Below are 19,765 nucleotides of genomic sequence, written 5' to 3'. Positions count from 1 at the left end.
AGAGTTAGGAATTTAAACTCCTAACTCCTAACTCTTAACTCCCAGGAATTAACCAAACAAACCTTGAATTGATGCTATATTGCTAGTCAAAAAGTAAGCAACTACTGCACCACCAATACCACCAATCAAGAAAGAAAAGGCGAAGTCGTTCCAGCTTTCTTTGGAGTTAAAAGCATCTGCCGGAGGTTTGGGTACGGTAACACTAGGAAGTGCTTTGGGCGGATTGCTATTGGCATATAGGGATAGAGAGCCGGTGAGGACAACAACTAAGCCTATGGCTGCTAATAATCCAGCTAAGTTAGCATCAGCTGTGTCCCGCAGTGGGCCCAATTTGGCAAAGGGGCCAAATATCCAGTAACCATGAGCCATGCCAACTTCTACTGCACGTCTACCAGGGCTAATACCTTGACGATAGGCAGGTAAGTTATTAATGAACCACTTGCTCAAGGGAGAAGCATTAACCGGGGTTTCTAGGTTGCCTAGCTGTGGATCGCCCAATGCGGGAAAAACAACTTCCCGATTTCTGGGATCGCTGGGAAGATTCTTTGATGCATCTATTGCTTGTGCCATATTTTTATGTTCGCCTCTAAATTAAAATGGTGGCATTTTTATATTAATAATAATTGAGGCTAAAGATGCTTTTTGATAGGGAAGTTTAGAAAAATTAATTTAGCTACTTTCAAAAGTATGAAACTCGTGATGCTGGGATCAGCTTACGAGTTTCATAGAACTATTTTGTTAGTAGTTAGTAGTTACTAGTTATTAGTTAATTTCAACTAACAGCTAACAAAATTTTTTAATTCTGTCTTCAACTTATGGTAATGGGTGGAAAAGTAGGTCAGGAAACCAGTTGTTAAATAAAATCAACAAAACAGCTGTAAAAATCAAATTCACAAAAAGCAAGACTGGCCCCAAGGATAGATATTTCACGAAATAATTCTGTTGCATGAATCATTCTCCCAAATAAATCAAAAGTTGCAGGAAGGGTTAGCGTGGCGAAATGGGAATTTCTGTATCTTTAGCTACTAATTCGCCAGACAGAAATTCTTTTACGGCTGCTATAGGCCAAGTAAAGCCTGAGAGCATAATTGGCAGTGCCAAAGGCACTTCAATGATTACTTCTTTCAATTCCACGTTGTTGCCTTCTTTCTTGATCGCTTGTAGGTAGGCACGACCTACCCAACCAATCCAACCAGCAATATATAGAAAGAGAATGCTGGGGATCAGGAAGTCACCAGCATGATTTAGACTACCATCAACAATCAAGTGGGGGTAACCCTCAGGACCACACAGTTCTTGAGAATAACGCTCAAATCGCTTTATCCCTGATTCCGGGTCACCTGTGGTATTACGGGCATTAGCTGCTAGCTGTTGAAAAGCGGGATTGTCCCTGCACGGTGTCAAATTAGCCCCTAAAGCTTTTGCTGGGGAGGCAAAATTGAACCAAAGACAAATCGCTAAAATCAAAGCAAACAATCGTCGCATGGAGTTGTTTCCTTTTATTACAAAACAAGAAGTTATTTGTACAAAACGAAGCGGCTTGTACAGTTAGTTTATTTGCATAACTAGGAAGTCATCATACTCTTGGGTGGTAACCGAGTAAAGTTTAAGTAAATAAAAGTTAAAGCTTCTCAACCAAAATGGAGTGCTGAGTGCTGAGTCACGAGTGCCAAGGATAAGAATTGTTGTTGTAGGGTAGTAAAGAAGCAAGATTTTGTCTCTACTACTCAAGACTCAGCACTTAGCACTCAAGACTCAACACTCTCAATGGCAACCGTTTTAGCAATAGAAACCAGCTGTGATGAAACTGCCGTCGCAATTGTTAACAATCGTATAGTTTGCAGTAGTATTGTAGCCTCGCAAATTCTAGTCCATCAGCAGTATGGCGGGGTAGTACCGGAAGTAGCATCTCGCCAGCACTTGGAAACGATAAATGTTGCGATCGCACAAGCCCTAGAGCAAGCCCAACTAGACTGGGAGAAAATTGACGCAATTGCCGCCACTTGTGCCCCAGGACTGGTAGGAGCGCTGTTGGTGGGGTTAACTGCTGCCAAAACCCTGGCGATGGTACACAACAAACCATTTTTGGGAGTTCATCACCTCGAAGGTCACATTTACGCAACTTATTTGAGCGAATCAAGTTTAAATCCCCCTTTCTTGAGTTTATTAGTTTCTGGTGGACATACAAGCTTGATTTATGTCAAAGGTTGTGGTATATACGAGACACTGGGACAAACCCGTGATGATGCTGCGGGTGAAGCCTTTGATAAGGTGGCACGATTGTTAAAGCTGGGTTATCCGGGTGGTCCAGTGATTGACAAGTTGGCACAACAGGGGAATTCCCAAGGCTTTAGCCTACCAGAAGGAAAAGTTTCTTTACCTGGTGGGGGATTTCATCGTTACGATACGAGTTTTAGTGGGTTAAAAACGGCTGTATTGCGTTTAGTGCAGCAGTTAGAGAAAGATGGTGGACAAGTACCAGTGGCAGATGTAGCGGCTAGTTTTCAGGAAACCGTAGCGCGATCGCTAACTAAAAGAGCGATCGCCTGTGCCCTGGACTATGGTCTAGACACAATTGCTGTTGGTGGCGGTGTAGCAGCTAATAGCGGGTTGAGAAAAAATCTCCAAGCCGCCGCCGTTGAACATAACCTACGCGTCCTATTTCCACCTTTGAAATTCTGTACCGATAACGCCGCCATGATCGGCTGTGCCGCCGCTGATCATCTATCCTGTGGTCATACATCTCCCTTCACACTAAGCGTTGAGTCTAGGTTAGCGCTTACCCAAGTGATGAAGTTGTATCATCCGAAGTCATAAGGGGCAGAGGGGCAGAGGGGGAGCAAGAATTTTAGATTTTAGATTTTAGATTTTGGATTAAAGAATTGAAATTTAATCCAAAAGACGCTCTCTACGAGACGCTCTTGCTAGCAAGATCCCCGTTCGCGCTAGCCTCTCCGTCAGGAGAAGGATAAGGGGTACGCGGACTCGTTGGCGCAGCCTCTCGTAGAGAAGAGAGCTGCGCTATCATCAATTCCATTATCCAAAATTGAATTGCCCAATACCCAATACCTATTGACTACTGACAATCGACCGGATGTGATCAGCCACTGCATCCGGCTGTTCCAACATAGCCAGGTGTCCGCAATCAGGAATTTCCAAAACATTGTCACCACAATATTGGAACAGTCTGTGAAAGCTAGCTAAATGGCGCACATACTTGGGTTCCATAACCTTGTCTTCGGCACCAGCCAAAAAATAAACTGGCTGCTTCAATTGGGATACTAGCTCAGGTAAACGATTGATTTCTTCCTCAGTTGTGGAGTCTAACAGACTTCCCAGAGATGCTTCGGGGTCAGCCACGACGAAATCAATCAGCCGCTGACGTGCCCAATAGCGCTCCAAAGGACGAGCCACACTGGCTCTGGTAAAGAGCAAATCAATCAAAGGCACTTGGGACAGCCAGCGCGGGCGGACTTGCAAAAATTTCTGACCAGCCGACCGAAACTGCTCAAAGGATTCTTTGAGGTAAATACCACCACCAGCGTTGATACAGATGACTCCCTTAACACATTCAGGTATTTGATCTGCTCCCCAGAGAGCGATCGTGCCTCCCAAGGAGTGACCAATTAGCCAAGCACTGGTAATATTCAGCTGTTTCAAGAGAATTGCTAAATCCTGAGCATAGGCAACAGGAGTGTAAAGAGAATCGATTGGTGAGCCAACCGCACTACTGGAGATGGGCATCAGGCTCAGAGACGTTTGTGCCCGACTAAAATCGGTTTTTACCTGGGACTGGGATTCACCGAAACCCCGCAAATCATAGGACAGGCACTGCAAATCATCTGATAGGCGGGAAATCACAGGTTGCCAATACCCACGGCTATTGAGCCAACCGTGGATAAATACTAAAGCATGGGGGCAGGAAGTGGGAGCCGTTAGCTCGTATGCGTGTGGAACGCCCAAGATTTCGATAGTTGCCATACTTATATCGTACCCCTAAGGGCGGGTGCGACTAAATACGGAATGCGAAGAGTTAGGAGTTAAGAGCGGAGCCGGAGACGCTCCGCCTCCGGTTAAGAGTGAGGAGTTGTTAATTTTTAACTCATAACTCATAATTCATAACTTTTTTCATTTACCCAGCAACCTCTGTCGCACCCCTTCAGCAATTTTGTGACCGAGATATTCAGGAATGAGGCTTTCATTCGGCCCCAACAAGTAAAGAATTAGGCGTGTACGTCCACGCCAAACCAGTAAATTGGCATTGACTACCAGCAGGTCTTCCTGCCAGATGGCGTACATCACTTTGTAGAATAATCCTGGTTGATTATCGGCTTCAATCACTAAGGCAGGGAGATGAAAGACCGGATCGACATAGAACTCAGTTTGTACCTGCTCTAAGCCAGTGTCAAGATTGAATTCCACTGCCAGCATCTCTTCTACCTCAAACCGACCTCCTAAAGCCTCGCGAATGGCGCGACAGACATTTTCTGCGGTTTTCTCGGTCAAGGCTTTACTACCACGAGACACCAACAGTTTGATAAAAACTAACATCGGCGGACGGATCTGACCGTATAGACTCAGACCGTGGATAGTCAACCCATAAGCTGCTAGCACACCAAAAATATCGCTGAGGAGAAAAGACTGGTTGCGGTAAGCAAAATGCAGGGCACTTTTGCTACCTTCCGGTTTCAGCTCAATAACAGCGCGTCTAGTTTTATAGAGACGGTAGGCTAGGCGCAAATTTTGCAGTTGAATCTCACTGCTGACGAATTGCTCATAAAACTGGGGAAACGCTCGGTTAAAGCGCTTTAGGAGTTCCAGTGTCGAAGATTTTAAACCAGAAGCCATTGTTAAGGGTAAGACTCGCTTGCTTTCGTCACCTGGGGACTAGGGGCTGGATGTTGGGGGCTGGGGACTGGGGATTTAGAAATAATTTTCCTAAATACTCAATCTCTTGTATACAATTCACTCCTAAGCTAACGTGCATTTAAGCTCTATACGAGCAATTGCCATGATTAGGTTTTTAGTTTTTGAATGAGTGAATTTTTAATTGCTTATATCCTTACCTTTTGGTGAATTTCTCCTAGCCTCTACAACAAAATGCTAAAGTTGAAAATGATTGGTGTGAAACACGCTCTAACTGGCTGTTACCATTGCAAATCCCGAAAACAACCGAAAAACTTTGAGTGTAAGGGGTAGTAAATGGGGGTAGCCATGTTAAATGTGAATCAACACTCCTGAGAGTGGAAACCAATTCAGTTATACTACCCGAACCACGTTGGCATGGGTTTTTGGAAAACTTGGTTTAGTACTCCTGAATCTGTAGCGACAAGTAGGACAAACCCCTTTGAAGAACATACAGTGGATGCTGCGGGCAACTCCAACCCCAGCAGCATTAGCGAAGCTTCTTTAAAGGAGGCTCGCATCGTCTTCAGCACGGAGCGAGATATTGACCTGTATGAGCTAGAAGAACTCTGTGATGCAGTTGGTTGGTCGCGTCGTCCTCTAAGAAAAGTGAAAAAAGCTATTGAGCATAGTTTTCTTGTCGCCTCAATGTGGCAGGTGAGAGGAAACCAAAAGCGGCTCATTGGTTTTGCCCGCGCTACCTCAGATCACGCGTTTAATGCCACTATTTGGGATGTGGTGGTTCACCCAGACTTTCAAAGTCAAGGACTGGGCAAGGCACTGATGAAATACGTTCTCAAAAAACTTAGGAGTGAAGAAATTAGTAATGTCACTCTCTTCGCCGACCCCCATGTTGTAGATTTCTACCGAACTATGGGGTTTATGGCTGATCCGGAAGGTATTAAAGGTATGTTCTGGTATCCTCACTAGCGCTCAATCAAAATAAAACCAGATTTGCCCAAGAAAATCAGGTACAATAGTCAAACTGTATTAGTTTGATATAGTTTTGCTTTTTTTCAGCCGACGAACGCACAAGTATATATCTTGTAAAACTAAGTCGGCAAAAAACCTTTATCAGTGTAAGGATGTAATCTTGCTCGTCTTTACATAAAATAAAAAATATTAGGCATGAGGCGTGTTATCTGATATAATTAACTTAATACTTTTGGTAAAGAGCGATCGCTTTGGTGGGAAATTAAAACTAAACCCCAACCCAAAAAGTAGATAAGTCTAACCGGGATGTAGCGCAGCTTGGTAGCGCGCCTGCTTTGGGAGCAGGATGCCGCAGGTTCAAATCCTGTCATCCCGATTTAATTAATATAGTTAACAGTTAGGGTGGATTAACTAAAGTTTTCTTGCTAAGATGTGCAATTAAATTGTCCTTTTTAGGCAGTATATCAATCAGGCTGTTATGATGTTGGGTTGGTTATGAAAGCCTAACAGGCAAATTTTATCCTTAAGCAGTAAGATGTTCCAGACACTGAGCTTTGTATAGATTTGAGAAAATATTAAAGCAAGCGTAGATGGAACGATTGATTAACTAATAGCGTCACCCGATATTAGAAAAAGCCGATAAAGTGGCATTTATCATCTCCAAGGTCGAGAGACAGAGAGACTTTTCACTATTTGAAAAGACATACATATAATATGCATCTACAGCATTTCGTGATGAATAGCAAAGCGAAATCGAGAAAAACACAACTTTAGCAGAGTCAATTTGGGAAAACAATACTATACTATAGCAACCCTAAATAGTTGCGGAATATTGGATTTAGACCGTTGACGGTTAACATTTAACCTCAACGCGCACAACGAATTTTTCACAACTGAAATAGATTGCTATATAACTAAAGCTAGTTGGTGCTGTGCAAATCCAACCATTTGTTTCATTTAATTAATTGGATTATTGATGCGAGGAGTAGTCATGAAATCATTTATTCGCTTGGGCGCAACATTGGGTATAGCTGGCAGTGTATTTTTAGCAGGACTTTCAGGAATAGTCAATCTACCAGGAATAGACAATCTAGAGGCGATGGCGTTGCCACAAGATCAGGTAGTGAAAACACTCCAAGAAGTACCAATATTCACGCTCACCAATCCTAAAGGCGAATTCGTAGTTCTTTCGAGAAACAACGCATCGAAGCCTGTCTCTCAAGTGGGATTTTTTATTAGCAAGCAAGATGCTCAAAAATTCCTTGACAATCGGCTCAAAAAAGAAAACCCCCAGTTGGCAAGCACGCTACAGGTCAGACCTTTGTCCTTGGCAGACTACTATAAAATACTCCAAGAAAGCAAAAAGAAATCAGACTCTGTAATTTATACTTTAGTACCGACGCAAGAACAAATAGCATCAGCAACTAGTATGCTGAATCAAAATGGTAAAAAAGGGCAGCAATTCAATGGTATTCCCTTATTTGTACCCAAATTTAAGAAAGATAATAGCTATTTGACCATTCCCGTCCCCAAAGGCAACGAGCGATTAATCCCATTCTTTTTTGAGAAAGAGCAAGCAGTAGCTCTGTTAGACCAATTCAAAAAAGCCGTGCCCAAGGAAGCAAACAACACTGAGATTCAGGTAGTGGATTTGTACGGTGTTATGGAGGCTCTCAATAGCAGCAACGATCCTGGTATAAATAAAATTCTTCTGTATCCATCAAGAGAGTCGATCAATTTTATTCGATCGCTTACCCCGAATCAATCACCAGCTGCCAGGCCTGCTGCTGCGCCCGCTCCGAAAAAATAACGGATATGCACTCCAAGGTTGAGGCATGGGGGAGAAACATCTGATAGTTTCTGGTTTACAACTTTGGCAGTGGCGCAATACTGCTCACCAAGCAGCGATCGCCACTGATGTGCCACCAATGGAGGTAGATTGGTTGCTGCAACAGGTAGCTGGATTAGACCGCTTGGCACTGCGTTTGGAGTCTTTTAAAAACTGGCCGCAAATTCAGATGCAGTTGCCTTTAAAAGAGCTAGACCAGTTATGGCAGAGGCGATTAAATGACCGCTTGCCAGTGCAGTATATTGCTGGAGTTACACCTTGGCGTCACTTTCAAATCGCGGTGTCGAGTGCGGTATTAATTCCCAGACCAGAAACAGAGTGCTTAATTGATTTAGTAGCAGCTGCTAGCGGTGTGTCAGGACATTGGGCGGATTTGGGGACTGGGAGTGGAGTGATCGCCGTAGGATTAGCAGATGTCTTGCCAAAAGCAACAATTCATGCAGTTGATTACAGTTTAGAAGCTCTGGCGATCGCCCAAGCCAACGCCTATAATTTAGGTTTTGCTGACCGGATTAAATTTTATCAAGGTTCCTGGTGGGAGCCACTGGCATTTCTCAAAGGTCAGTTCAGTGGTATGGTATCTAATCCCCCTTACATACCCACCAGTACCTTACTGACTTTGCAACCAGAAGTAGTTAACCATGAACCACATCTAGCTTTGGATGGTGGCACTGATGGCTTAGATTGCATTCGCCATTTGATAGAAATTTCTCCCAGCTATTTGCAACCTGGTGGCGTGTGGTTGATTGAAATGATGGCAGGACAGGCGGATGCAGTCCGAGAACTTTTGCAAAATCAAGGTAGCTATTGTAAAATTCAAATTCACGCTGATTTAGCTGGAATTGAACGCTTTGCCCTTGCTTATAAATGTTAGGAGTGATGAGTGATGAGTTATGAGTTATGAGTTATGAGTTATGAAACTCCTCACTCTTAACTTCTAACTCCTAACTTTGTAAACATGACACAAGTTTCTCTAACAAGTTTAATAGCTGGCGCACGCGCTGGCCTTTTGGTGAGCTTTCCTACGGATACTGTTCCTGCACTTGCAGCGATACCAGAAAAAGCAGGATTAATTTTTCTGGCGAAGCAACGCAGTCAAGACAAACCTTTGATTTTGATGGCTGCTAGTGCTGAAGATTTGTGGCTGTATGTTAAAGGTAATGAAAACGAGTATAAAGTTTGGCAAGAAGTAGCAGGCAAATATTGGCCAGGAGGGCTGACATTAGTCTTACCAGCAAGCGATCGCCTGCCAAAAGTTATGAACCCCATCGACCCGACAACAATTGGCATCCGAGTCCCAAACAGTGCGATCGCCCAAACTATTTTGGCGCAAACAGGCCCTCTTGCCACCACTAGCGCTAATTTTTCCGGTCAGCCACCTTTGCAAACGATGGCAGAAATTGAGATTCAGTTTCCCCAGGTTCTGATAGCAACGACAGAATACCAGGGTGAAATACTAGGGGTGGGTGTACCTTCCACCGTTGCTAAATGGACAGGGATAAATTGGCAAATTTTACGGCAAGGTGCGATAAAGTTAGAGATTTCAACTGATAACCAGATATAGGTAGCTATAATATTGTTTTCTTGATTTGAACAACAGAGATATCTGGAACTTTAGTTTGTGCTGTTGTGGTTAATTAATAACTTAATAATTGCCAAATTATGAATTGGAGCAACTGGATATATCTAGGAGCAGGACTAGCACTAGGTATAAGTTTTCATAGGTTATTTGCGCGATGGCTACGCCCAAAGCAGGCATCGTCAAACGTTTCATTTAGCTCATCCCCACCAGCACCATTAGATCAAGAGGATATGCCACCAGTATCGCAACAGCTACAGCAAACGCAGCTGGCATACCAAATGGCAAGGGAAATGGGCCAGTTTAAAGCTGGTTTTTTGGCGCGGACTACCCATGAATTGCGATCGCCCCTTAATGGTCTGATTGGCTTGCATCAGTTAATTTTGTCGGATCTGTGTGAAGACGCCGCTGAAGAGCGAGAATTTATCGCCCAAGCTCACGAGCGAACGCTGAAGCTACTCAAGCTGATGGATGAAATTCTCAACGTTGCTAGAACTGAACATGGTACCAATAAATTAGATATTCAGCCCAGACCATTAGGCCAAATTTTGGAAGAGGTTCATAACTTAACTTATATGCTGGCGGCAAATCGCAATTTTCCCTTGCAATTGTTACCCGCAAACCCAGAAATTTATGTTTTGGCAGATTACCTCTGCCTCCGCCAAATATTGATAAGTTTAATAGACATTGCCATTACTCAGATGCAGGAAGGCAGTATTTGTATTTCCAGCAGCACTGTGCCTACAACTAATTTTGTTAACATTTGGCTAGATATACCAACCCATGCCATACCCTGGAGCGAGCCGATTGATTTGATCAAATCTGAAGAGCAGCCAACCCAGATTAACCAAAATAACGCTGCTCTTTCGCCTGGAATGAGGCTATTAATCAATCAGACTTTAATGGAAGTTATGGGAGGAAAGTTAGAAATCCTGCCTTCGACCATTGTGAAGGAACCATCTGGGCAGGTTACCAGACTACAAATCTCTATCCCCCTAGTGATTCCTGAAGCTGATCTTCTGTAGCAGGAAGGAAAGCAAGGTTAGCTAGGTTGTATAGCACCATCGTAGTGGTTGTGTTGGGCTGGAAACCAATCTTTTCGTAAAACCCCTGCTGCTGAGTAGTCATCAGGTAAACACGCTCAACCCACCTGATACGGGGATGACTCAAAACTGTTTTTACTAAATTGCTTCCCAACCCATTACTTTGATACTCTGGATGAATCACAACATCCCAAATCGTGGCACGATATATGCCATCAGATGTTGCTCTAGCAAAGCCAATTAGTCGATCGCCAAGGCAGACGGAAATCACTGGCTCACTATTAGCAATAGCTATACCTAAATCCTCAATACTGCGGCCCTTTGCCCAGAAAGCTGAAACGTTTAACAGTTCTTGCAGTTGGTGAAGGTCAATTTCAGACTTGCGATCGCTAAATTGAATCTGAGACTCGTTCATGTATGGCATCCACTTTTGGCAGTATCTTTGTATAGTTAAGTCATATTTTGCTAGAAATTGCTGTACGTGTATATGTATATGCAACGAGAAAGAAAAATTAATCACAAACCCACTTCCACAGAGGATGAGTAGGCCCCTGCTGACGTATCCGATAAACTTGTTTTTCTAAACGTTGTTTTTCCTGCTGTGGTAGTCCGAGTAAGATATTTCGACTTTGCCAAACTAAAACAGCAGTAGTCATCCCAATACAAAAGGCTAAACCGAAGGTAGACAGTGGATGGTAGAAAAGTCCATATCGCACCGCTACCCAAGTAAAATATTGTTCCCACAGAGAAATTTCTGCACGTAGATTCCACAAGCTAACAGGCGCAATGCTAAGCCACAAACAACCGACAAACAGCCATCTTCCATATACTGTTAGTTTGTGTAGCCTTTGTACTTGTTGAATAAAGGATGCGTCATTCTCAAATTCTGGGTCAGTAGTTAATGGTTCTTCAGGTTGATCCATAGGGAAATAAAATTGCAAAGCATAGATGAGCAATTCAAAATGCTTTAACCCAATTGTGAAATGCACACAAGTTTAACTATCCTGGGAACTAGCAGATGTATCAATTGGCTCTGCGTTCTCCACCACCTGGTATTGACTCTTGCGCTCTCGCCACCAAGCTAGGAGAGAACCGGCAATGAAAATACTTGAATATGCACCCATTGTGAATCCAATAATTAAGGCAAGGGCGAAGTTTCTCAGGGTTTCGCCGCCAAATAGGAATAGGGAAAACAATGTTAGCAAAACGGTGAACGTGGTATTAATTGATCGCGTTAAAGTTTGATTGATTGCATCATCAACAACTTTGTCAATGTGATCGTTAGGATGTAAATTTAGTATTTCCCGGATGCGATCGTAGATGACTACGGTATCTGTCACCGAGAAACCAGTAATAGTCAAAATAGCAACTACGAAAAGGCTATCAACTTCAATACCTGCTACTAATCCCAAGATGGAGAAAGCACCCAATGTAATCAAAACATCATGGAACAAGGCAATAATTGCGATTACGGCATAGTCCACCTGGAACCGCACACTCAAATAAATAACGATCCCAGCAAAGGAGACAATCAGAGCTAATAACCCTTGGGTAAATAGCTGACGACCAAGTGTCGGGCCAACAGTATCAATTTGAGTGGCTTTGGGGTTAAAGGCTCCAAGTTTTTCACTCAAAGCTGTTTGCAACTGGGTGCGTTGCTCAACATCTAATGTCTTTGTGCGAATGGATATTCCCTGTTGGTTTTTACCAACAACTTGGATGCTACTATTATTTAGCTTCTCGGCGTCAACTACTTCTCTGACATCAGAGATATTAATCGGTTGAGTACATTTGTCTGGTTGTGTACAATCGCGTTCAAATTGTAGTCGCGTACCACCAACAAAATCTAAACTGGGACGTAGCGGTGCGCCTAGTTGTTGCCAAGAAATCAGCATCGCCACGATGCTAATGATCATCAGAGTGGCAGAAATTGCCCACCAAAGTCTCCGCTGTTTGACGACACTAAATTTCATGAATGCACCTCCGCACCAGACTTAATTGACGTTGAGAGATTGGGACAAAACAACTCTGGCTTACGCAATTTGGGAAACGCCAATGTTAGGAACAGCAGTGTGCGACTACAGGTAATTGCAGTAAACAAATTCACCCCTAACCCTAGCGCCAATGTCAAAGCAAAGCCTTTTACTAAACCTGCTCCTAACCAAAACAGTGCTGCACAAGAAATTAATGATGTGACATGACTATCTAAAATGCTAGACCAAGCTCGGTAGAATCCTGACTCTACAGAACGATATAAAGTTTTACCAGCACGTAGTTCTTCACGGGTGCGCTCAAAAATCAATACGTTAGCATCAACTGCCATGCCGATACTAAGGATAAACCCAGCAATACCGGGGAGAGTTAAAGTAATGCCTAGCAAAGCGAAGGTGGCATAGGTCAATAGCGCATAGATAATCAAAGAAAAGTCGGCAATTAATCCTGGTAGTCGGTAGTAAACTAACATGAAAATCAATACTAACAGCAATCCGCCAATACCAGCGTAAATACTGCGTTGAATACTATCTTTACCTAAAGTTGCCCCGACAGTACGGTTTTCAACTATTTCTACTGGTACGGGTAATGCCCCACCGCGTAGTTGCACGCCTAAATCATTGGCTTGTTGTGCAGTAAACCGTCCTGTAATTACGGCAGAGCCACCACTAATACCTGCGGCGGCAAATTCTATACCTACGGTAGGAGCGCTAATCAGTTCATTGTCCAGAAAAACACCAATACTCCGCCCAGTACCAGCAAGATTTTTTGTCAAATTGGCAAACAGTTCACCACCCTTTTGGTCGAAGCGAATGCCAACATGCCAGTTGTTACCTTGAGTGGGTTCACCATAGGCATCCTTGAGGTATTTGCCAATTAGGGGTGGATTGGTGCTTTCAAACAATTGGGCGATCGCTTGATTATTTTTTTGTAAATCTTCTTGATTCTTAGCAATTGCTGCTTTGTCAGTACTCTTTCTTAATTCTTCTTGCTTGACTTTCAATTCGGATCTAGATGCTTGGAAAGCAAACAGTTGGGTTTCTGTATTCGGCTTTTGGCTACGAAATTCTAACTGCGCCGTCCCCCCTAGCACCCGTTCGGCTTGCTCTGGATCGTTGACCCCTGGCAATTGTACCAATATTTTATCTGAACTGACTGTTTGGATGACTGGCTCAGAAACACCCAGACCATTAATCCGACCTTCGACAACTTTCTTCACACCTTCCAATTCTCGTTCGGTGATTTTGGGAATTTCCGGTGATGGTTTCACCTGAATTGTTAGCTGTGAGCCTCCGCGCAAGTCCAGTCCAAGGGGTATCGGAATTGTGGCAATCACCGTTATCGCGGCGATTATCAGGACTAAAATTAAAATTAATAGTGATCGCTGTCTTTGCATACCATAACTCGCAACTGACAAACGCTATAATAGCGCTCTTTTGAGGAGTTATGAGTTATGAGTTGGGAGTCATTCAATTTTAGATTTTGAATTTTGGATTTTAGATTGAAGGAAAAATCTAAAATCTAAAATCCAAAATTGGTGGAGTTAAGAGTTAAGACTCATACTTTAAAATTCTTAACTCCTCACTCCTAACTTTTAAACCCGCAAAGCTACCATTTTTTCTACAGCTTCCACTATTTGCTCTGGTTGGATGATTGTTAGTCGTTCCAGATTGCCGTTATAAGGTGTGGGGATATCTTGGGAAGAAAGTCGTAGTACTGGCGCATCCAATTCATCAAATAAGCGATCGTTAATTGAGGCGATGACTTCAGCTCCAATGCCCGCAGTTCGCATGGATTCTTCCACAACAATGACTTTATGGGTTTTACGTACTGATGCACCAATAGTATCAAAATCTAATGGCTTGAGGGATATTAAATCAATAACTTCTGGATCATAACCTTGTTTTTCAAGTGTTTTTACCGCTTGCAGCACATGATGCCGCATCCGAGAATATGTAATAATTGTGACATCTTTCCCTTGGCGCACAACCTCTGCTTTATCTAGGGGTAGTAAATATTCTTCTTCTGGTAAATCTTCTTTCAAGTTGTAAAGCAGAACGTGTTCAAAGAACAACACAGGGTTATCATCGCGGATAGCAGATTTTAGTAGTCCTTTGGCGTTTCTTGGTGTGGAGCAGGCAACAATCTTCAACCCTGGCACAGCTTGGAAGTAAGTTTCTAGTCGCTGGGAATGTTCTGCTCCTAGCTGTCTTCCCACACCTCCAGGGCCGCGAATTACCATCGGAATTTTAAAGTTACCGCCAGAAGTATAGCGCAGCATTCCAGCATTATTGGATATTTGGTTGAAGGCGAGCAGTAAAAAGCCCATATTCATACCTTCGATTATGGGACGTAACCCAGTCATCGCTGCTCCTACTGCCATACCAGTAAAGCTGTTTTCAGCAATAGGCGTGTCTAGAATGCGGAGTTCGCCATATTTTTGGTACAGGTCTTTGGTAACTTTATAGGAACCGCCGTAGTGTCCGACATCTTCACCGAGAACAAATACGCTGGAGTCACGCGCCATTTCTTCATCAATGGCTTCCCGTAAGGCGTTGAAGAATAGTGTTTCTGCCATTTAGACCTTTTAGCATGATTATGGTTTTAGAATTTTATCGTGCTGCTGTCGCAAATACGGTGAGCGATCGCACTAGTTAGAGATTGGTTTTTTAAACGAGCCGCCCCAAGACATAGAGCGAGTAATTGCCATAACTATATCAAAGCTATTTAATTTAGATTTTAGAGGTTTTATGAGCGATCGCCTCCCCCTCTGGCAAATGTGGCTGATTTATTTATGTAATAAAACTTAGAGCTAATGTATAAAATGAAATTGCATCAACAGAACTTAGAAAGACTACGAAAGCAAGCTTAAGCCCTCGCAACCCTCCAATACTCCAATGTCATCAATAATTGGTCTTCCAAGCTCAGTTTACCCGGTCGCCCTGTTTTCAGCTTTGTTTTTGAACGCGAAAGCCCGTCCTCTGTCATTTGAGTAAAAGTCTCCGGATGCACACCACACAAGCGTTTGAATTCTTCCGGCTTGAGGTTTTTTACCTTTTCGTAGGTCATATATGTCAATAAAGCTCTAACCTACTTTTCCCACGCTCATGAGACTTTTGCAAGAGGTCTAATCTTTAGCTTTGCGGGAGACATTACACATATCATTTAGAGTTATGGCTTCCGTATTGCGATCGCTATCCCCATAACACCCACTCGAAAGGTTTTTGACGATATGCTCTCCAAAGTTGCGTAGGCGAGCATTTACCGCAAGCATCGCAGTTACTATCAAGATTGATAGACCTACTCTACTAAAGATAAAAATGAAGCAAACAACACAATTCACTGCTATCATTGAGCGCGAAAGGGATGGCTATGTATCCCTCTGTCCCGAACTCGATATTGCCAGCCAAGGTGACACTATTGAAGAAGCACAGAATAACCTAATTGAGGCATTAGAATTATTCTTTGAGACAGCAGATCCTTCTGAAATTCAGCAAAGGCTGCACACAGAAGTTTTTGTTACACGCTTAGAGGTAAATATTGGGTAAACTTCGTGTTCTTTCTGCTAGAGAAGTCTGCCGCATTCTGGAAGAGAACGGCTTTGTACAAGTGCGCCAGCGTGGTAGTCACATTATTATGCAGATGCAAAACCGAAGACTCAACAATTACTGTTCCTGTCCCTAATTACGAAGAGTTACGCATCGGTACTTTGCGATCTATTATTCGTCAGTCAGGATTACCTCGTGCTTTATTTGAAGTTACTTAAACCGAAAAAGTCTTTTTAGCCTTATATTGAACTTGCATAGGCGAGCATTTACCGCAAGCATCGCAATAGCCAAAATACAAAGAATCTCACGCCAAAACACCAAAACACAACTTTGCGTCTTTGCAACCACCGAAGTTCTGAGCGCCGAAAGTCGGCGCTTAGACTTCTGTCTGCGTGAGATTTGCCACTAAATTATTATTTAATAAGCCTAGCCTACTTTAACCATCGCGCCGCATCTTTGGCATGATAAGTCAAAATTAAGTCTGCACCAGCCCGTTTAAACCCTGTTAAAGTTTCCATAACCACCCGCTCCTCATCAATCCAACCATTCAGAGCCGCAGCTTTCACCATCGCATACTCACCAGAAACATTGTAAGCCGCTACTGGTAAGTTACTCGCTTCCTTCACCCGCCAGATAATGTCCATGTATGCCAAAGCTGGCTTAACCATGAGCATATCAGCACCTTCAGCGATATCCAATTCAACTTCTTTAATTGCTTCTCTGGCGTTACCTGGGTCCATTTGATAAGTTCTTCTGTCCCCAAATTGTGGTGTCGAGTCTGCTGCATCCCGAAATGGGCCATAATAACCCGAAGCATACTTAGCAGCATAAGACAAAATCGGCGTGTCTTGAAATCCGGCTTCATCCAAACCCACACGAATTGCCTGGACGAAGCCATCCATCATTCCCGAAGGCGCGATGATATTGGCACCGGCTTTCGCTTGAGAAACTGCTGTTTTCTTCAACAATTCCAGAGTTGGGTCATTTAAAACTCGTCCTGTTAAATCACCAACTTGCAGATAACCACAATGACCGTGACTGGTGTACTCACACAAACAAGTATCAGCAATTACAATCAAATCTGGCACTGCTGCTTTTACCGCCGTCGCTGCTTTTTGGACGATACCGCAATCATGCCAAGCGCCAGTGGCATCCACATCTTTATCAGCTGGAATACCAAATAGAATAATCGAAGGAATTCCTAAGTCGTAAACTTCTTTTGCTTCTTCGACAATTTTATCTACCGAAAGTTGGTAGACTCCGGGCATCGATTTCACCTCATTAGCGATTCCCTCACCTGGTACGGCAAATAGTGGGTAAATTAAATCGCTTGTTGTCAAAACAGTTTCACGAACCATCCGGCGCAGTTGGGGATGGGTACGCAGACGACGGGGGCGATGTATAGGAAACATAAAATTTTATGATGAAAAACAACGCAAATGGACACAAAATAAAGCGTCACAAAAGCAGGCTAAAACTTTCCTGCCGTCAGACAGACTACAAACAGTGCTTAACTGTCCTTTGCCCTACTCTTAATCAAACTGTGGGGCAATTTTGTATTTTACAGCTTGCTTGCATTTATCCGACGGACTAGAAAAAAAACAACATAGTAAGCAATTCACGCATTCACGCATTCAAAATGGTAAGACCCTCTGTTGGTAAAAATCTTGGCGATCGCGTCTAGAGTAAACTCAAGGCACAACAGCTTAATAGAAAATAACTCACAATTACCAATGCCTCATGCCTGTTAGCTAATGCCCAATATTAATTTCTGCTAAATAAATCGGAAAATGTAGGGATAACGGAAGGGTATATCAGGATTGTTAAAAACTCCGACGAGCGCCCAAATTGTTAATCCCCAGTGCAATAGATATCCCAGACCGGCTAGTGGCCCCAGCAATAATAGAGGTAACACCAACCAACCGAATAGAAAAAACAGCACTGCCAGAATTGCTCCATAAAGCCAGACATTAAAGTGGAAATTGATGGATTCTTTGGCGTTTTCTTTAACAACAGGATCATCTGATACCAGCAATATGGCAATAGGTATACCTACAGATACCAACGTTGTGCTGAAAAAAATCGCTCCATGAGACAAGGCAGATAGAAGCTTTCGCTTGTCTGTGTCGTACATTCCTTTCTCCTATTTAGTTAGCTTGTTGATTATATTACGACCCTATCACGAGCATCGTTGTCTTAAGATTAAAAGACTTGCCAGAGTCGAAAAAAATTAAGTTAAGTTACAAACAAATACAGTTATGTCAATTGAACTTCAGTCTGAACTTCTTCAAGCGGTTGAACTTCGCCGCAACTTTGCGATTATATCTCACCCGGATGCAGGTAAAACTACACTAACAGAAAAGCTACTCCTGTACGGAGGCGCAATTCACGAAGCTGGTGCGGTCAAAGCGCGACGGGCACAGCGTAAGGCGACCTCTGATTGGATGGCAATGGAACAACAACGGGGCATTTCCATTACCTCCACAGTATTGCAATTTGAATATCAGGACTGTCAAATCAATTTATTAGACACCCCTGGACACCAAGACTTCAGTGAAGATACTTATCGTACCCTTGCCGCCGCCGATAATGCAGTGATGTTGGTTGATGCGGCAAAAGGTTTGGAAACCCAAACCCGCAAATTGTTTGAAGTTTGTAAGTTGCGGGGTATCCCGATCTTTACATTTATCAACAAGCTCGACCGTCCAGGAAGGGAACCTCTAGAACTGTTGGATGAAATTGAACAAGAATTGGGATTGCAAACCTATGCAGTAAACTGGCCGATTGGTATGGGCGATCGCTTTAAAGGTGTTTTTGACCGACACAAGCAACAAATTCATCTGTTTGAACGCAGCGCTCACGGGAGCCGAGAAGCCCGTGATACGATCATAGAATTAGGTGATCCAAGAATAGAAGAGCAGCTAGAACAAGACCTCTACTACCAACTGAAAAATGATTTAGAACTGTTAGAAGGTGTTGGACCAGAGCTAGATTTGCAGTTGGTACACCAAGGCAAAATGACGCCAGTGTTCTTTGGTAGCGCCATGACTAACTTCGGGGTAGAGTTATTCCTCAAGTACTTCCTCGACTATGCCCTTAAACCCGGTTCTCACTACAGCAGTGTTGGCGAAGTTGCTCCTACATACCCGGAGTTTTCGGGGTTTGTCTTCAAACTGCAAGCGAATATGGACCCGAAGCACCGCGATCGCGTCGCATTTATCCGGGTATGCACTGGTAAGTTTGAAAAAGATATGATGGTGAATCACGCCCGCATTGGTAAACTCATCCGTCTGTCTCGCCCGCAAAAACTTTTTGCCCAAGAGCGGGAATCGATTGATGTGGCTTATCCTGGCGATGTGATCGGTTTGAACAATCCCGGTGTTTTTGCGATCGGGGATACAATTTACACGGGGCAAAAGCTCGAATATGAGGGGATTCCGTATTTCTCGCCGGAACTGTTTGCGACTCTCAGGAATCCCAACCCCTCGAAGTCTAAACAATTCCAAAAAGGCGTTGCGGAATTGCGAGAAGAAGGTGCTGTGCAAATTATGTATTCAACTGATGAAGCCAAGCGCGATCCAATTTTGGCGGCGGTGGGTCAGTTGCAATTCGAGGTGGTACAGTTTCGCTTACAAAACGAGTATGGTGTAGAAACCTTACTAGAGTTATTGCCCTACAGTGTCGCCCGTTGGGTTGAGGGTGGTTGGGAAGCATTAGAACAGGTGGGACGGATATTCAATACCACTACAGTTAAAGACAGTATGGGACGCCCAGTGTTGCTATTCCGAAATGAATGGAATTGTCAACAGTTACTTGGCGACCATCCAGAGTTAAAATTAAGCGCGTTGGCAAAGCCCGCCGTAGGCATCGCTCCAGTATTTTCTAGTCAACAACTAGTGGAGGAATAATTCACTTG

The 19,765-nt window shown here is 43.4% G+C and carries 22 protein-coding genes and 1 tRNA gene; 10 read left to right on the top strand and 13 right to left on the bottom strand.

Features of this window, described 5'->3' with window-relative positions:
• Positions 1 to 48 precede the first annotated feature (48 nt).
• The 3 genes from V7K46_RS04970 to V7K46_RS04960 form a co-directional block, all read right to left on the bottom strand.
• On the bottom strand, positions 49 to 570 hold the full coding sequence (locus V7K46_RS04970; RefSeq protein ID WP_335111511.1) for a photosystem I reaction center protein subunit XI: 522 nt from the start codon (positions 568 to 570) through the stop codon (positions 49 to 51).
• A gap of 243 nt (positions 571 to 813) precedes the next feature.
• Positions 814 to 948, bottom strand: coding sequence for a Photosystem I reaction center subunit IX (locus tag V7K46_RS04965; RefSeq protein ID WP_334724076.1), 135 nt, complete (start codon positions 946 to 948; stop codon positions 814 to 816).
• 39 nt (positions 949 to 987) lie between these two features.
• Positions 988 to 1,485 (bottom strand): Photosystem I reaction center subunit III, encoded by a 498-nt coding sequence (locus V7K46_RS04960; RefSeq protein ID WP_335111510.1) that lies wholly within the window; start codon positions 1,483 to 1,485, stop codon positions 988 to 990.
• A 282-nt stretch (positions 1,486 to 1,767) separates the two neighbouring features.
• Between V7K46_RS04960 and tsaD the strand changes: the two genes are divergently transcribed.
• Complete coding sequence (gene tsaD / locus V7K46_RS04955) at positions 1,768 to 2,817, top strand: tRNA (adenosine(37)-N6)-threonylcarbamoyltransferase complex transferase subunit TsaD (protein ID WP_335111509.1); 1,050 nt, start codon at positions 1,768 to 1,770, stop codon at positions 2,815 to 2,817.
• 252 nt (positions 2,818 to 3,069) lie between these two features.
• Here tsaD and V7K46_RS04950 read toward each other — a convergent pair whose 3' ends face one another.
• The gene (locus tag V7K46_RS04950) at positions 3,070 to 3,981 is read right to left on the bottom strand and encodes an alpha/beta fold hydrolase (protein ID WP_335111508.1); all 912 of its coding nucleotides are present in this window, start codon (positions 3,979 to 3,981) and stop codon (positions 3,070 to 3,072) included.
• A 147-nt stretch (positions 3,982 to 4,128) separates the two neighbouring features.
• Positions 4,129 to 4,848, bottom strand: a complete 720-nt coding sequence (locus tag V7K46_RS04945; protein ID WP_012410214.1) for a hypothetical protein — start codon at positions 4,846 to 4,848, stop codon at positions 4,129 to 4,131.
• 435 nt (positions 4,849 to 5,283) lie between these two features.
• Between V7K46_RS04945 and V7K46_RS04940 the strand changes: the two genes are divergently transcribed.
• From V7K46_RS04940 to V7K46_RS04915, 6 genes are all read left to right on the top strand, one after another.
• Entirely contained in the window at positions 5,284 to 5,835 is a 552-nt protein-coding gene (locus V7K46_RS04940) for a GNAT family N-acetyltransferase (protein WP_273763853.1), read from the top strand.
• A 305-nt stretch (positions 5,836 to 6,140) separates the two neighbouring features.
• Positions 6,141 to 6,214 (top strand) — tRNA-Pro (locus V7K46_RS04935).
• A gap of 615 nt (positions 6,215 to 6,829) precedes the next feature.
• Entirely contained in the window at positions 6,830 to 7,648 is an 819-nt protein-coding gene (locus V7K46_RS04930; RefSeq protein ID WP_335111507.1) for a Tic22 family protein, read from the top strand.
• 25 nt (positions 7,649 to 7,673) lie between these two features.
• On the top strand, positions 7,674 to 8,561 hold the full coding sequence (gene prmC / locus V7K46_RS04925; RefSeq protein ID WP_335111506.1) for a peptide chain release factor N(5)-glutamine methyltransferase: 888 nt from the start codon (positions 7,674 to 7,676) through the stop codon (positions 8,559 to 8,561).
• 84 nt (positions 8,562 to 8,645) lie between these two features.
• Entirely contained in the window at positions 8,646 to 9,251 is a 606-nt protein-coding gene (locus V7K46_RS04920) for an L-threonylcarbamoyladenylate synthase (protein WP_335111505.1), read from the top strand.
• Between the two features lie 98 nt (positions 9,252 to 9,349).
• On the top strand, positions 9,350 to 10,291 hold the full coding sequence (locus V7K46_RS04915; protein WP_335111504.1) for a sensor histidine kinase: 942 nt from the start codon (positions 9,350 to 9,352) through the stop codon (positions 10,289 to 10,291).
• On the opposite strand, the gene V7K46_RS04910 is transcribed toward V7K46_RS04915, so the two are convergent.
• The 6 genes from V7K46_RS04910 to V7K46_RS04885 form a co-directional block, all read right to left on the bottom strand.
• Positions 10,254 to 10,724 (bottom strand): GNAT family N-acetyltransferase, encoded by a 471-nt coding sequence (locus V7K46_RS04910; protein WP_335111503.1) that lies wholly within the window; start codon positions 10,722 to 10,724, stop codon positions 10,254 to 10,256. The two genes, V7K46_RS04915 and V7K46_RS04910, sit on opposite strands and share 38 nt — an antisense overlap.
• 97 nt (positions 10,725 to 10,821) lie before the next feature.
• On the bottom strand, positions 10,822 to 11,232 hold the full coding sequence (locus tag V7K46_RS04905; RefSeq protein WP_335111502.1) for a hypothetical protein: 411 nt from the start codon (positions 11,230 to 11,232) through the stop codon (positions 10,822 to 10,824).
• A gap of 72 nt (positions 11,233 to 11,304) precedes the next feature.
• Positions 11,305 to 12,282 carry a protein translocase subunit SecF gene (secF, locus tag V7K46_RS04900; RefSeq protein WP_335111501.1) on the bottom strand — a complete coding sequence of 326 codons (978 nt, stop codon included), beginning with the start codon at positions 12,280 to 12,282 and terminating at the stop codon, positions 11,305 to 11,307.
• Positions 12,279 to 13,697, bottom strand: coding sequence for a protein translocase subunit SecD (gene secD / locus V7K46_RS04895; protein WP_335111500.1), 1,419 nt, complete (start codon positions 13,695 to 13,697; stop codon positions 12,279 to 12,281). The genes secF and secD overlap by 4 nt, the downstream gene beginning before the upstream one ends.
• A gap of 198 nt (positions 13,698 to 13,895) precedes the next feature.
• Positions 13,896 to 14,879 carry an alpha-ketoacid dehydrogenase subunit beta gene (locus V7K46_RS04890; protein ID WP_012410204.1) on the bottom strand — a complete coding sequence of 328 codons (984 nt, stop codon included), beginning with the start codon at positions 14,877 to 14,879 and terminating at the stop codon, positions 13,896 to 13,898.
• A gap of 549 nt (positions 14,880 to 15,428) precedes the next feature.
• On the bottom strand, positions 15,429 to 15,575 hold the full coding sequence (locus V7K46_RS04885; RefSeq protein ID WP_335111499.1) for a hypothetical protein: 147 nt from the start codon (positions 15,573 to 15,575) through the stop codon (positions 15,429 to 15,431).
• Positions 15,576 to 15,621: 46 nt separating this feature from the next.
• Here V7K46_RS04885 and V7K46_RS04880 point away from each other — a divergent pair, with 46 nt between their 5' ends.
• Complete coding sequence (locus tag V7K46_RS04880) at positions 15,622 to 15,849, top strand: type II toxin-antitoxin system HicB family antitoxin (RefSeq protein ID WP_335111498.1); 228 nt, start codon at positions 15,622 to 15,624, stop codon at positions 15,847 to 15,849.
• Positions 15,842 to 15,985 (top strand): type II toxin-antitoxin system HicA family toxin, encoded by a 144-nt coding sequence (locus V7K46_RS31935; RefSeq protein ID WP_442939801.1) that lies wholly within the window; start codon positions 15,842 to 15,844, stop codon positions 15,983 to 15,985. The genes V7K46_RS04880 and V7K46_RS31935 overlap by 8 nt, the downstream gene beginning before the upstream one ends.
• Positions 15,986 to 16,280: 295 nt before the next feature.
• Here the strand turns inward: V7K46_RS31935 and hemB are convergent, their stop codons facing one another.
• A complete protein-coding gene (gene hemB, locus V7K46_RS04875) occupies positions 16,281 to 17,261 on the bottom strand; it encodes a porphobilinogen synthase (protein ID WP_335111497.1) in 981 nt (326 codons plus the stop codon).
• A gap of 362 nt (positions 17,262 to 17,623) precedes the next feature.
• The gene (locus V7K46_RS04870) at positions 17,624 to 17,983 is read right to left on the bottom strand and encodes a DUF4870 domain-containing protein (RefSeq protein ID WP_335111496.1); all 360 of its coding nucleotides are present in this window, start codon (positions 17,981 to 17,983) and stop codon (positions 17,624 to 17,626) included.
• 124 nt (positions 17,984 to 18,107) lie between these two features.
• On the opposite strand from V7K46_RS04870, the gene prfC reads away from it, so the two are divergent.
• On the top strand, positions 18,108 to 19,757 hold the full coding sequence (gene prfC / locus V7K46_RS04865) for a peptide chain release factor 3 (RefSeq protein WP_335111495.1): 1,650 nt from the start codon (positions 18,108 to 18,110) through the stop codon (positions 19,755 to 19,757).
• Positions 19,758 to 19,765: the final 8 nt, after the last annotated feature.

Source organism: Nostoc sp. (assembly GCF_036917395.1).
Lineage (GTDB): Bacteria > Cyanobacteriota > Cyanobacteriia > Cyanobacteriales > Nostocaceae > Nostoc.
This window is presented reverse-complemented; position numbering and strand designations above follow the sequence as displayed.